This window comes from Pedobacter folensis, assembly GCF_056490665.1.
In genome coordinates, this window is the sequence record NZ_JBWJIF010000002.1 from 779,050 (window position 1) to 794,291 (window position 15,242).

Genomic DNA, 15,242 nt, shown 5'->3' on the forward strand with positions numbered 1-15,242 from the left:
TTTGTTTAATTCGGTATTAGATACACCTGTTGAGTTTTTGAAAGGCGTTGGGCCAAGTCGTGCCGATGTTTTAAAAAAGGATCTCGGCCTGTTCACTTATCAGGATATGCTGGCACATTATCCGTTCAGGTATATCGACCGTACAAAATATTTCAAAATTAACCAGATCAATCCTGATTCGCAGTATATCCAGATTATCGGGCGGGTAATCAGTAAAAAAGTAATCGGCGATAAAAGAGCAAAGCGCATTATCGCTGTTTTTAAAGATGAGACCGGAATCATGGAGCTGGTTTGGTTCCAGAGTTTAAAATGGGTTGATGATAATATCACCGTTGGCACTGCTTATGTAGCTTTTGGTAAACCTAGCATCTTCAACGGAACATTCAGCATCTCACATCCTGAAATGGAGCTGTATCAGCGCAAACAGGTGGGAAGAGGTAATTTAACCTTGCAGCCGGTTTATAACTCAACAGAGAAGCTTAAAAAGTTTAATCTCGATTCAAAAGGCTTACAACGTTTAATTGCCGGCCTGTTGGATCAGATTATTCCCCAGGTTCCAGAAAATTTACCGCCATACATCATTGATAAGTATCAGCTGCCAGATAAAAGACTGGCCTTGCTGAATATTCATTTTCCTAAAAATCAGCAGGATTTAAGCGCTGCGGAAAGACGCCTTAAATTTGAGGAATTGTTCTTCATCCAATTACAGCTTTTACATAATAAGCATTTGCGCCAGTTAAAGTTTAAAGGCGTAACTTTTGAAAAAGTTGGCGAAAAAGTAAACCGTTTTTATAACGAGTTTTTGCCTTTCGAATTAACAAATGCCCAAAAACGGGTAGTTAAGGAAATCAGAATTGATACCCAACGAGGCGTACAAATGAACCGGCTTGTTCAAGGCGATGTAGGGAGTGGCAAAACTGCTGTTGCACTGATGAGTATGCTTTTAGCAAATGACAACGGCTATCAGGCTTGTATGATGGCGCCTACGGAGATTTTAGCCCGTCAGCACTATGCATCTATCACATCGCTGGTAACTGACGACCTGGTGCGTGTTGCCATCCTTACAGGAAACACTAAAAAGAAGGAGCGCACGATTTTGCATGAGCAATTGGAGAGCGGAGAAATCGATATTCTGATCGGAACACATGCCCTGATTGAGGATAAGGTTCAGTTTAAGAATCTGGGGCTGGTTGTGATTGATGAACAACACCGTTTTGGTGTGGAGCAACGCGCTAAACTTTGGCGGAAAAATATCATTCCGCCACATATTCTCGTGATGACCGCTACACCCATTCCGCGTACTTTGGCCATGACCTTATATGGTGATCTCGATGTTTCGATCATCGACGAATTACCTGCGGGTAGAAAACCCATAGAAACCAAACACCTTTTTGAAGGCCAACGCCTCAGGATGTTTGGTTTTATGAAACAGGAAATTGCCAAAGGAAGGCAGGTTTATATTGTTTATCCTTTAATTAAAGAAAGCGAGAAATTAGATCTTTTACATCTCGAGGCTGGCATTGAGCAGCTGAGCTATCAGTTTCCTAGACCGGATTACCAAATGAGTATTGTGCATGGACAAATGCCCAATGCGGATAAACAGTTCGAAATGCAGCAGTTTATTGATGGTAAAAGCCAGATTATGGTGGCTACAACCGTAATAGAAGTGGGCGTAAATGTGCCTAATGCTTCGGTTATGGTCATTGAAAATGCAGAGCGTTTTGGACTTTCACAGCTCCATCAGCTGCGCGGTAGAGTAGGCCGTGGGGCAGAACAGTCTTTCTGTATATTAATGAGTGGGAATAAACTGAGTAAAGAAGGCAAGATCCGCTTAGAAACAATGGTAAGGACCAACAATGGTTTCGAAATATCAGAAATAGATTTACAGCTCCGTGGTCCTGGCGATATTACCGGAACACAACAAAGCGGTGTTTTAGATCTGAAGCTTGCCGACCTGGCCAAAGACCAGATTATTTTATCCGAAGCACGGAACACCGTAATTGAACTTTTTGAAGACGATCCGCAGCTGGCAAAACCCGAAAACGCAATCTTAAAAGCCTACCTGCAAAAATTAGAAAGAGGTATTTCTTTCGACAAGATCAGTTAAAGCACCAATCCACAAATTTTCTCCTTATTTGCAATAACATTTAGTAGTGTATTATTTGTACTACTTTGCGTAGTTGTGTAATTGTTTTTTTACGATTCAGCCCCTTATAATTATTATTCTACCCCCTTTTTTAATTTTCTAATATTCCTATCTTGCGTGTAACCAAATATGAAATGTTGAGCCGGCAAGTCCAAAACTGGGTATGTCGTACGCAGTGATTTTCATTCCCTGAAAATTGTTTTTAAGTAGCTATGAGGGATTTCATATGGTTAATGATGATTTGTTGATATAATCGGAAAGGGCCTTAATTTTTTTGATGTTAATGTGGTGTAAATGATTATATCAATAAGTCATGTTTAAATGATTTGTTTAAAGACAATTCAATATTACTGAAGTGTATTAAATTATCATACAACTATTATCTAACCAAAATAAATTGAAAAACTATGAAAAAAAATCTATTGAGGACTTTTGCCAGAAGTAGCATGTTTCTTGTTTGCGGTGGTTGTCTCGTTTTTTCTCCACCTTTCAGCATGTCTGCCAAAGCATCATTGCATGAAAAAGAACCTTTTGATTTTTACAGACCTCCACTTCAGGACATCATTGTGAAAGGACAGGTTACTGACGCCAAGGGACCTATTCCGGGCGTAAGTGTGAAGTTAAAAGGAGGGGCTGCAACGACAGTAACAGATGGTTCAGGTAAATTTAGTATCAAGGTACCTGAAGATGCAACTCTGGTATTTACTTATGTAGGCTACGTTGATCAGGAGATTCAGGTAAAAAACCAAACGAGCATTAATGTACGTTTAGTAGAAAACAACCAAAACCTTACTGAAGTAGTTGTAGTAGGTTATGGAACGCAAAAGAAAGCGGTTGTATCTGGTGCGGTTGCCGCGGTTAAAGGCTCGGAGCTGGCCAAATCTTCTTCTGTGAACTTAACCAATTCGTTAGCCGGCCGTCTACCAGGCGTAACTGCATTACAGGGAAGTGGCGAGCCTGGTTACGATGGTTCTACCATTCGGATCAGGGGTATAAACTCACTCGGAAATAACAATGCTTTAATCGTAATTGATGGAATTCCTAACCGTGCCGGTGGAATTGAAAGGTTAAATCCGAACGATATCGAAAGTGTATCCGTTTTAAAAGATGCTTCTGCGGCCATTTACGGTTCGCAAGCGGCGAATGGGGTAATCCTCATTACCACTAAATTGGGTAAATCGGGCAAACCTCAATTTTCTTACGATTTTAGTTATGGTTTGCAGCAACCTACAAGGACACCAAAAATGTCAAATTCGGTGCAATATGCTGAGATTTTGAATGAGTTGAATATTTTCGGTTCTGATCTTAATCCGAATGAATGGTCGGCAGCCTGGAATAGCTTCAAAACTACAGGTACTTATTTATCTACCGGGGGTAAAACGATTAATGCAGCCTATAAACCAGACGAAATCAGGAAATTTGGTGATGGCTCAGATCCTTTAAGGTATCCTAATACGGATTGGTTTAAAACTGTTTTTCAAACCTGGTCACCTCAGCAAAGACATAATGTTCAGATTAATGGGGGCAGCGAAAATGTGAAGTACCTGGTCTCGCTAGGTTATCTCGATCAGGATGCATATTATAAAAATTCTGCTACGGGTTATCAGCAGTACGACATGCGTTTTAACGTGGAAGCAAAAGTGAGTAAGTATATTACCACCACATTAGGAGTAACCGCACGAGAGGAGAATCGTAATTTTCCTACCGTTAGTGCAGGTGATATATTTAGGTTTTTGATGAGGGGACGGCCTAATGAAATAGCCATATGGCCTAATGGTTTGCCGGGCAGGGATATTGAATATGGTTACAATCCGGTGGTTTCTACTACAGACTTAACAGGCTATAATAAAGATGTTAGGGATTACTTTCAAACCACAGGTAAGGTGGAGATTAAAATTCCAGGTGTAGACGGTTTAAAAGTAACGGGAACTGCCGCTATCGATAAATATTCCGGAAGGCAGAAAAACTGGCAATTACCATGGACGCTTTACGATTGGGACAAGAAGACCTTTCAGGCAGATGGGGTAACGCCTGTATTAACGGGTACCATAAGATCTCAATATACTGACCCACGGCTTAGAGAAACTGCTGGCGGTCAATTGGCCTTAAATTTAACGGGTATGATCAATTATGATAAAAAGATTGGTGATCATACCATCGGTTTAATGGCGGGTGTAACCCGTGAAAAAATCACCAACGATGGTTTTACGGCGTTCAGAAGATATTTCTTGTCATCAGCAATTGAGCAATTATTGGCAGGTGATGAGAAAGAGCAATCGTTAGGGAATAACCCTGGCGACCCTAATAATTTATTTAACCGCGCACGTTTAAGTTATTTCGGAAGGGCAGGTTATAATTATAAAGAAAAATACCTGGCCGAATTTCTTTGGCGGGTAGATGGTTCCTATATCTTTCCAACAGCCAGACGTTTTGGTTTCTTCCCTGGCGTATCGGTAGGATGGCGTTTATCTGAAGAACCCTTTTTTAAAGACAATGTTAGGTTCGTAGATAATCTAAAACTGAGAGCTTCGTGGGGCCAAATGGGTGCTGAAGCGTACTTTGGCGATGCCTTACAGGAGTACCAGTACCTCAGTTTGATGAACTTTGGTACCTATGTTTTTAATGATTTAATTACAAAGTCATTAACCGAAGGCAAGGTACCCAATTTAGATTTCGGATGGGAAGTTGCTAACAATACCAACATTGGTTTGGATGCATCCTTTTTGAAAAACAAGCTCTCTCTTGAGTTTGATTATTTCTACAATAAACGTACAAATATCCTGATCAGCAGGGGCAGTTCTGTTCCGGAAAGTTCAGGTATAACAGATCGCTTGCCACCTGTTAACCTGGGTAAGGTAAATAACAAAGGTTTCGAATTTAAATTAAGTTATAATGACCATGTAGGTGATTGGAATTATGGTGTGAGTGTTAACGGTGGTTACGCCAAAAACAAAATCATATTTTGGGATGAAACACCAGGTGCCCCAGAATGGCAACGTTCTACCGGTAGGGTAACCAGCTCGTGGCTGGTGTACGATTATGATGGTGTTTTTAAAGATCAGGCAGAGGTTAATGCCAATACGCTTAATTATAGTGCACTTACCGGTAACCTTCGTCCTGGTGACATGAAATTTAAAGATATTAATGGTGATGGTAAAATTAACGCGGATGATAAAGTTCGTTTAGATAAAAACGGTACGCCAACCTTCACAGGAGGGCTAAACTTGAATTTACAATATAAAGGATTTGACCTTTCTGTGCTTATTCAGGGGGCAACAGGAGGGATGCAAATTGTGGGGATAACCGAATCTGGAGATATCGGCAATTTCCTGGAATGGTCGTACCAGAACCGTTGGAGTATTGAAAATCCAAGTTCCGTAAATCCGCGCTTATCCAATAGAGGGGCTACATATTATACCGATAGTAATAATGCATTAAATAATACCTATTGGTTACGCAGCAATAATTACATCAGACTAAAAAATGTCGAATTGGGTTATACCTTGCCAACCACCCTGGTTGAAAAAATCGGATTAAATAGTGTAAGGGTTTATGCAAACGGACTCAACCTCGCTACACTTGATAAAATCAAGATATGGGATCCTGAATCTACCAATACAAGTGGTCAGTACTATCCTCAGGCCAGGGTAATTAATATGGGAATTAAGGCCGTTTTTTAAATGTATAACAGTTTATCAACGATAATGAAACCATCATGGTATATAGATTATTATCATAGCTGCCTGCTAAAGGCGGGGCTTCATTGCAGTTGAAAATAAATTTAAAAGGATGAAAAATATGAAAGCAACAAACAAAAATATAAATCTGTATCTATTGGTTTTTATAACTTTTCTTGCAGCTTCTTGTAAGAAAGATTTTATGGATGTAAACCCGCCCGATAAAATATCTTCGGAGCTGGTTTGGAAAGACCCTGCGCTTGCACAGGCCTTCGTAAATGATATCTATAATGGTTTGGGAAATGGTGGTTTTTCTGAGGAAATGCTGGCTTCTGTTTCAGATGAAGCTATGTTTACCCACCCCACAAGGGGGATCGATTTAGTTAATAACGCTACCATTAATCCATCTACATTGGGTTGGGTGAACGATACCTGGGCTTATAAACAGATGTATAATCGAATCAGAGCCTGCAATACCACTGTTGAAAGAATTGTTGGCGGCGATAATACACTCTCCAGTCAATCTTTAAAAGATCAGTTACTTGGTGAAGCCTATTTTTTACGTGCTTATTTTTATCAGCAGTTGTTGCGTTATTATGGAGCCGTACCCATCATCACTAAGACATATGCTTTAACTGATGATTTTAAAATAAAACGTAATACTTACGAAGAATGCGTGAATTTCATTATTAAAGATTGTGATGAAGCCAATAAGCTGTTAACAGGTAAAACACTCGATAAAGGTCGCACTACGGCACTTGCTGCTTTGGCGCTAAAATCCAGGGTACTGATTTATGCTGCAAGCGATTTGCATGATAGAGCGAAGCTTAATGCTAAAATTCCAGGAATAGCTGCTCAAAAATTAGATTTCCTGAGTTATGCGAGTGGAAATCAGGCTGACCGTTATAAGTTAGCACAAACTGCTGCTAAAGCCGTTATGGATTTGGGTACAGGCTACAAATTAAATCTTTCTGCTCCCGCTTCGGTAACAGATGGCCAGTTAAATTTTAAGAGTATAGCTATGGGTGGAGCGAGTAAAGCACCAAATATAGATGCATCAGCTGCAGCTGAACTTATTTTTGCCCGCTATTTTATCATTCAAAGTAATATCAAACATGCACAGCAAAATGGTCCGAACGGTTACCACAACTGGGCAGGTAATACACCAATAGGTTTATTGGTTGATGATTACGAAATGGCGGACGGGACAAAGTTTAGCTGGAATGATCCGGTACAAAAGGCAAACCCTTATGTAAACAGAGACCCACGGTTTTACGCTACAATTTTATACGATGGTGCCGGTTGGAAACCCCGCGATAAAGCATCAGGTAATGTTGATCCTGCCAGTCAAATCCAAACTGGCGTATATGATTTAATGGATAACAATACGAGGATTGACTTTAGAGGCTTAGATACACGTGCAAGTTCGATTGAGAATTGGAACGGTAGCTGGACAGGTTATTACTACCATAAATTTATTGATCCGGATCCAACTATTGTTGATGCCTCTATGTCGCAAAATGTGCCCTGGCCTTTCTTTAGGTATACAGAAGCGGTATTCAATTACATCGAAGCCAGTATTGAGCTTGGCGAATTGGGTAATGCGACCAACTGGTTAAATAAAATCCGTTTCAGAGCAGGTATGCCAGCGGTTACCGCAACCGACCAGGCCGGACTTCGGGAGGTTTACCGCCACGAGCGCCGCATCGAAATGGCCTATGAGGAACAACGTTATCACGATACACGCAGGTGGTTAATTGCGGGCGAAACATTAGGCAGAAAGGTTACCTATATTAAAGTTACCGGTAAATTTAAGCCGGGTAAAACCATGTCTGCGCCTTACCATTATGACCCTACTGTATACGATTATACTTATAGTCCGGTTGTAGAAAATGCACAGGAAAACAGAAGCTGGGACAATAAACTTTATTTCAGGCCATTTAGCCGCGATGAAGTAAACAAGAATAATTTGCTCGAGCAAAACCCGGGTTACTAAAAAATGCGCTTAATAACCCGATGGATATGTACAATCATATTCATCGGGTTTTTTATGCAATAACATATTTTTACTTTTTAATAGAGAAATAAGCAATCTTAAACCTTTGTCTATTCCTGTATTTAATTTTCAAAGCTTAGTTTTGCATATAATTTTTTTCCTGTGGCAGATTCAGACCCCAATTCGGTTATTTCAAAACCAGATCCTTACGCCGCATTGCGCTTTAGGGAGTTCCGCTCTTACCTAGGCATGCGTTTTTTCTTCACTTTTGCCTATCAAATGCAGGCGGTAGTGCTTGGAATTTATATTTATCATGTAACCAAAGATCCATTGGCTTTAGGATTTGTAGGCCTGTGCGAGGCTATTCCTGCAATAGGAATTGCGTTGTATGGAGGTTATGTTGCAGATAAGAGTGAAAAAAGAGGTTTATTACTCAAAATATTTGGAGGCGTATTTCTTTGTACCCTCATTATGCTGCTGGTAACATTGCCGCAGTTCAACCTTCGGCAGATCGATATCATTTTTACCCTGTTTAATTTTAAGGTTAACTTGATCGCATTGATTATGTATGTACTCGTGTTTGGAATGGGTATATCAAGAGGGTTTTTCGGACCAGCCACATTCTCTTTAATGGCTCAGATCTTGCCAAAAAACCTTTACCCAAATGCAAGTACCTGGAGCAGTTCGAGCTGGCAGATGGCCTCTATTTTAGGGCCGGCAATAGGCGGGATGACTTACGGTTTCTTCGGTATTACAGTAACATATATTGTAATTATTTCTTTTGTATTTATAGCCCTCATTTGTATTTTCTTTTTAAAAGCTCATCCTCCACAGTTTGTGCCTAAAGAAAATATTAAAGAGAGCTTGCTTAAAGGAATAAATTTTGTGTTTAAAACCAAAATGATGGTTTGGGCGATGAGTCTAGATTTGTTTTCTGTATTTTTTGGCGGCGCGGTAGCCATATTACCCGTGTTTGCCAATGATATACTAAAAGTTGGGCCCGAGGGCTTAGGCTTTATGCGAGCCGCTGTTTCTGCAGGATCTGTTTTTACCATGCTTGCGATGACTCGTTTTTCTCCAATGAACAAACCTTGGCGAAATTTATTGATTGCGGTAACTGGTTTTGGCTTAAGCATCATCTGCTGGAGTTTATCTAAAAATTTCTATTTAACACTCTTCTTCCTCTTTTTAGAAGGCTCTTTTGATAGTGTAAGTGTAATCATCAGATCAACCATTATGCAATTGCTAACACCAGATGAAATGCGTGGGCGTGTATCGGCTGTAAACAGTATGTTTATTGGATCGTCAAATGAAATTGGCGCTTTTGAGTCGGGCCTTACCGCAAAGTTAATGCGTACCATCCCATCAGTGGTATTTGGAGGAAGCATGACATTGGTCATTGCTGGCATCACCTGGTTAAAAACGAAATCTTTAACCAAGTTGAGTTTGCAGGATATTAATGAGCAGACCACTAAGGTTGCATAGTTTAGGGTCGTTAATCTAAAAAATGCAAATGTTATAATCTTCTTCATGAACAGAAAAGCAATGGTGTGCAAGGTTTTTCGGTAGCCCTGCCTTTCCTTCAATCTTTTTGTTAATGGTTTGAGGTACCTGTTGATTAGCTGTAACAAAAAGGATTTTCGTTCAGTCAGGTTTAGTTTAATCGAGCCGCTGCTGTTGTTAATGATTGAAAAGAGCATGGCGCTCAAAATCAATTCCTTTGCCATCTAAACCCGATGGCACGGATGCCGATAAAAGATTATTATTCTTTTCATTAACAATTATCGGCAGGAGGAACAGCGGGACGGAACCAAACCGAAGAACTATTGGTCTTGCTTTCCAAAAAAAAATATTCAGCTAAGAGCATTTTAGCTTTTTTGAAATAAAATGGTCCGCGAGACACGGACCATGGCGAAAATTAAAACTTCTTATTCTTACCCCAGATCAAATAGATAATCGAGCCTAGAAATGGAGCGAAAAGGATTATGATAAACCAAAGCACCTTTACCGAGAAACCCATGCTGCTGTTTCTCGATATATGGTACAATGCGGCTAATATTAGCGCCAGCCAAAGTATGGCTGCTATAATAATGATCATTGCGATCTGGTTGCTTTCTGCTTGTGCTAGTAACATAATAAAGATATTGTTCCTTAAGCTTCAACAACTCTTTCGCCAATTTGTTGGCGCCACATGGCCTGGTACAACCCGTTTTGTGCAATTAATTCTTCATGCCTTCCTTCTTCAATGATGTTACCTTTTTCCAGAACATAAATTTTATCAGCATGTTTTATGGTCGATAAACGGTGGGCAATCAAAATGGTAATGTGATCGGTTAAATCTGATACCGAACGGATGGTTTTGGTAATTTCTTCTTCCGTAATCGAATCCAGCGATGAAGTAGCCTCATCAAAAACCAAAATATCTGGCTGACGGAGTAATGCCCTGGCAATTGATAAACGTTGTTTTTCGCCACCAGAAACTTTAACGCCACCTTCGCCAATTAACGAATCTAAACCTTTATCAGCTCTGGCTAAAAGTGTCTGACAGGCAGCTTGATTGAGCACTTTATAACATTCTTCATCCGTAGCATTCGGGTTAACGAACAACAGGTTTTCTCTTATCGTACCTGAAAATAACTGGGTGTCTTGCGTTACGAAACCAATTTTCTCGCGTAAGGCATCCAAATCGATATCGTTGCTTGGGATGCCATTATATAAAATCTCACCATCTTTTGCCGGATATAAACCAACCAATAGTTTTACCAGTGTACTTTTTCCAGAACCCGATGGGCCAACAAAAGCGATGGTTTGCCCATGATGGGTTTTAAACGAAATATTATCTAAAGCATTTCTATTGGCGGTTAGGTGTTTGAAACCAACACTGTTAAAGGTGAGGTCTTTAATTTTTGCAATTGAAGTCGGATTCTCTGGCTTCTTATCAACCGGCGTACTTAAAATCTTTTTAAAGTTACCCAACGAAACTTCTGCTTCGCGCCAGGTTAAAATTACATTGCCCAGCTCCTGTAGCGGTCCGAAAAGGAAAAACGAGTAAAAAAGGAAGGAAAAATACTGTCCGGCCGAAATCGTATTGTCGAAAATAAGCAAAAGCAGCACCAGCACCATTGTACTTCGAACCAGGTTAACGGTAGTGCCCTGAACAAAACTCATACTGCGCACATATTTCACTTTTTTAAGTTCTAAGCCCAGAATTTTGTAAGTGGTTTTGTTCAAGCGGTCAATTTCCTGATCGGCCAAACCTAAACTCTTAACCAGTTCAATGTTTCTTAAAGATTCAGTTGTTGAGCCCGCCAAAGCTGTGGTTTCGCCAACAATAGAGCGCTGGATGGTTTTAATTTTACGACTTAAAAACCAGCTTACGAAACTGATAATCGGGATAGCCGAAAAATAAACTAAAGTAACTTTGTAGCTTACCGAAACCGAATACACGATAACGAAAATCATCCCGATTAAACTGACAAAAAGAATACTAATAAAAGAGGTAATAAACTTTTCCGAATCTAACCGTACTTTCTGTAAAATACCCAGGGTTTCACCACTACGTTGATCTTCGAAAACCTGATAAGGCAGTTTTAAAGAATGCTGCAAGCCATCGGCATACATTTTCGCACCTACTTTCTGAACAATCACACTGGTGAAATAATCTTGAAAGTTTTTAGCAATACGCGAAACCATGGCTGCGCCAATAGCCAGCCCGATTAAACCAAGAGAACCCCAAAGGTACTGGTTGTAGGTTAACGAATCTTTTTTATTGATAAAGCGGTCTAAAATGCGACCGGTGATATATGGATCTAAAAGTGAAAAACCAATATTTATGCCTGCCAGCAATAGCGCTAGGGCCACAATCCACTTGTGGTGTTTCAGGTAATTAAGTAATAATCCCATTAAGTTTTGCTGTTTGTTAATGCAAACATAAAAAAAGGGAACGGATAAAAATCCATTCCCCTCTTTTATGACTTTAAGCTAAGAAAATAGCTAAATCTTGTTTAAAATCCGTAACGTAAACCGATTTGTATTTGCCAAGGGTTACCCGATGGAGTAACGATGCCAGTGTTATTTACACGGTAAGTATAAGCTTTGTTTGTCGCATCAAATGCGCTAACCGCATATAAAGCCTGGTTGCCCAAAGTTTCATTTACACCCCATTTTTTGTTAAGTAGGTTTGCAAAATTAAATACATCTCCGGAGAATTCAATACTATGCTTTTTATTCAATTGTAGTTGATAGCTTAACTTTAAATCAACAATGCCAAAAAAGTCATTCACGCCGCCATTTCGCTCAGCTATCTGACCAGAATATTTGTTAATATAATCTTTTAAACTTTGGCTGGCGTCCGGATTATCCAATAATGCCTGTAAGCCTGTACGAACGTTTGCAGGAATATTTTGATTGTTTCTATCGAATACAAAAGCTAAATCATTTGTTGCCACAAAATCTCCATTAATATTACCGCCAGCCAATAAGCTATATCTTGTTCCACCAATACCAGAGTAACGAACACCTAATCTAAAGCCATAAAAACTTGGCGACGTGCCATAAATAACAACCTTATTACGGAATTGATTATCTGAATACGACATCTTGCTTAAATCTCTTGGATCATCTTTAACAGGTAGAGATAAAGTAGCAGAGTTTGCCACGTTGCCATTATATGATGTATTATCTTTTGTGTCGTTATAAGTATAACTTGCAGAGATCTCTCCATCTTTAAAGTAGTTCCAGGTTGCATCTAAAACTACAGCGAATTGATTTACTTTACCTTTGCTATTTAATTCCAACACACGACCGAATTGATTGGTTAAACGGCCGCCTTTCCAATCGGCAACACCATTACCTGGAGCAACACTTGCAATTGGTACGAAAACACCACGGTTACCTTCATTAGGTAGTGTAAAATATGGGTTGGCAGCCATGTTTCTATCTACATACATGTAGTTATTACGACCCAGGGTAGCATAACCGGTTATTCCTACCTTTAACTTATCGGTAATCAATTTACTGTAAGATAAGTTGGCTTTGTAAACTACCGGAATCTTGGCATCTTCTGCGTAAGTATTAATGGTTGGTACTTGTAACAATGGTAAAGAAGGCGTTTGCTCGCTTCCGTTTCGGTAACCAATAAAGTTTGGTTTTGGTACATCAGCACCAAAAACATCAACTGTTGCTAAATGTTTACCATCAAAGGTTAAGTTGTTAATGGTTACATAGTTGTTCACGTCCGAGCCGAAAATACCTGCTCCGAAACGAACAAAGTCTGTTCGGTTTTCATTAATATCCCAGTTAAATTGAATTCTTGGTTGAATTAAAAATTGTTTTAATTCATGGTCTGTTCGCACACCAATAGCATCAAATAGTTGCTGATTAAGGGGCGATTTTGGATAAGTGCTATAATCAATACGTAAACCACCTATAAAATCTAAACCTCTTGCTAATTTAGTTTGCATTTGGCCGTAAACAGCAGCGTTCCATATACCGGCTTTAACAGTTGGGTCTGCAACCAAAGGTACTTCACGATAAAATCTGTTTGGAGCAAGGTTATTAAAGTTTGTAATCGCCGGAACTTCGATCTTTTTTGTAGGGTCATTTGGAAAAGCAGGATCTTGAATCTGAGAAGTTGAGTATTCGAAACGGCCATTAACTTCACTACCATAAAGAGATTTTGCATTGGTATACATCACATCAACACCAAATGTATATTTAACTTTATCCGTATTATAATAAAAATTATCTACCAATTGAAAGACATTATTGGTAAAACCTTCTTGTCCGAAACGGTGACCACCAATTTGTATTGCCGTAGAGATACCCTTGGTGCCATCGGCAAGGTCAGACTTTATATTTCCTACAATTGCTCTTGGAATGGCACCTGTTAATTCATCATTTTGCGTACTCGCCTGGAAAGTATATAAATGTTGTATTTTTAATTCGTTAGTGATTTTGCTGCTGATGGTTGAACGTAAAGTTGCCAATAAATTATTGTCGACATTTTTATCGTTACCGTAACTTTCGTAGAAATTTATCGTGGTGTTATCTGCTAAACCTAGCGGGTTTCTATCGTTTGTGTAATTATCGCGAATGGTTAATAAATTTCTGTCATTAATTTGCCAATCTATACGGGCAAATGCAGCATCCGAACCACGCTTTTTATCGAATGAACCATATTGAGGGGTATTTGCTACTCCATATTTAGTACGGGCAACATCCAAAAACTGCGCTAAAGTACTATTGGTGATTCTGAAACGTGCTTCATCAGCGGGGCCGTTAACATCGGCAATAATTAATGGGCGGGCATCTTTCTGATGATCTAAACCAACGAAATAATGTAATTTATCTTTAATAATTGGCCCACCTAAAGTAAAACCGTATTGATAAGTAGAGAAATCATTATCACGTTTTACGCCTCTAATATCATAACGGCTGGCTAACCAATCTGCACGGCCATAACCAAAAGCGCTTCCGCTTACTGTGTTTGTACCAGATTTAGTTACAGCGGTTACTGTACCGCCTCCGGCTCTGCCTAAAGTAACATCATATTGATTGGTTACGACCTTAAACTCGCGGACAGCCTCAATAGAAATTGAATATGGCGCACCACTGCGACTCGTGGTACTACCAGCTGATGTTGGGTTTTTAGCATTCATTCCATCAATGGTATAATTGGTTGATGAACCTAACTGCCCCGAAATATTTCCGCCACGGCTTAAAGGAGATAAATCCATTAAGTTAGAAAAATTACGCCCGTTTACAGGTAATTGGTTCATGGTTTTGGCCGAAATTTCTGTAGAAGCACCAAAGTTTTGAACTTTGTTCCTCAAACCTGAAGCCACAACCTGTACCGCGTCTAAATCCTGCGAAGCTTCCTGCATGGTGATACCCACCTTAACCACATCGCCAAGGTTTAACATATAACCATTCCTGGTTTGCTCGCCAAAGCCTACATAAAGGGCTTTAACCGAATAAGGGCCACCCAATGGAAGCTCTTTAAAAGTATACTCGCCCTGGGCGTTGGTAGATGTTTTAGTGGTGAAACCTGTTGAGTTGTTTCTGATTTGAACCGAAACCCCGGGGATGGGTTTCTTTTGCTGATCGGTAATTACACCCGAAATGGATGCCTGGGTTGTTTGTGCCATTGCCGAATTGTTGGCAAAGCAAAAGAGCAACAATACTACAATAAGTAAATTTTTCATCATCATTTGTTTTTTAGGAATGATGAAGCTTGCCTGAGGTTTTTTGTATGCCCTGGCAGGTTTCATCGTGAATAGTTTTCTGATTTTTTATGATGACAAAGATGTTAATGTGCTGTTAACTGAATTCTGATTTAATATTAATAATAGGTTTAGCCCTTGGTGGTTTTTAGGCCTGATGTTAAAATAAAAAACGGCCAATAAATTAATATTGGCCGTTT

At 39.6% G+C, this 15,242-nt stretch carries 7 protein-coding genes; 4 read left to right on the forward strand and 3 right to left on the reverse strand.

The window, feature by feature from the left end; genetic code table 11:
* The first annotated feature begins 1 nt into the window (after window position 1).
* The 4 genes from recG to AC04QZ_RS11990 all read left to right on the forward strand — a co-directional run bounded on the left by recG (window position 2) and on the right by AC04QZ_RS11990 (window position 9,304).
* Window positions 2-2,107, forward strand: coding sequence for an ATP-dependent DNA helicase RecG (recG, locus tag AC04QZ_RS11975; protein WP_478357949.1), 2,106 nt, complete (start codon window positions 2-4; stop codon window positions 2,105-2,107).
* 446 nt (window positions 2,108-2,553) lie between these two features.
* Window positions 2,554-5,826, forward strand: coding sequence for a SusC/RagA family TonB-linked outer membrane protein (locus AC04QZ_RS11980; RefSeq protein WP_478357950.1), 3,273 nt, complete (start codon window positions 2,554-2,556; stop codon window positions 5,824-5,826).
* A 118-nt stretch (window positions 5,827-5,944) separates the two neighbouring features.
* Window positions 5,945-7,819 (forward strand): RagB/SusD family nutrient uptake outer membrane protein, encoded by a 1,875-nt coding sequence (locus AC04QZ_RS11985; protein WP_478357951.1) that lies wholly within the window; start codon window positions 5,945-5,947, stop codon window positions 7,817-7,819.
* A gap of 162 nt (window positions 7,820-7,981) precedes the next feature.
* On the forward strand, window positions 7,982-9,304 hold the full coding sequence (locus AC04QZ_RS11990) for an MFS transporter (protein ID WP_478357952.1): 1,323 nt from the start codon (window positions 7,982-7,984) through the stop codon (window positions 9,302-9,304).
* Window positions 9,305-9,737: 433 nt separating this feature from the next.
* On the opposite strand, the gene AC04QZ_RS11995 is transcribed toward AC04QZ_RS11990, so the two are convergent.
* From AC04QZ_RS11995 to AC04QZ_RS12005, 3 genes are all read right to left on the reverse strand, one after another.
* Window positions 9,738-9,953: a PLDc N-terminal domain-containing protein gene (locus AC04QZ_RS11995; RefSeq protein ID WP_478357953.1), complete on the reverse strand. Its 216-nt coding sequence runs from the start codon at window positions 9,951-9,953 to the stop codon at window positions 9,738-9,740.
* Between the two features lie 17 nt (window positions 9,954-9,970).
* Window positions 9,971-11,722, reverse strand: coding sequence for an ABC transporter ATP-binding protein (locus tag AC04QZ_RS12000; protein WP_478357954.1), 1,752 nt, complete (start codon window positions 11,720-11,722; stop codon window positions 9,971-9,973).
* A 101-nt stretch (window positions 11,723-11,823) separates the two neighbouring features.
* Entirely contained in the window at window positions 11,824-15,090 is a 3,267-nt protein-coding gene (locus tag AC04QZ_RS12005; protein ID WP_478357955.1) for a TonB-dependent receptor, read from the reverse strand.
* Window positions 15,091-15,242 lie beyond the last annotated feature (152 nt).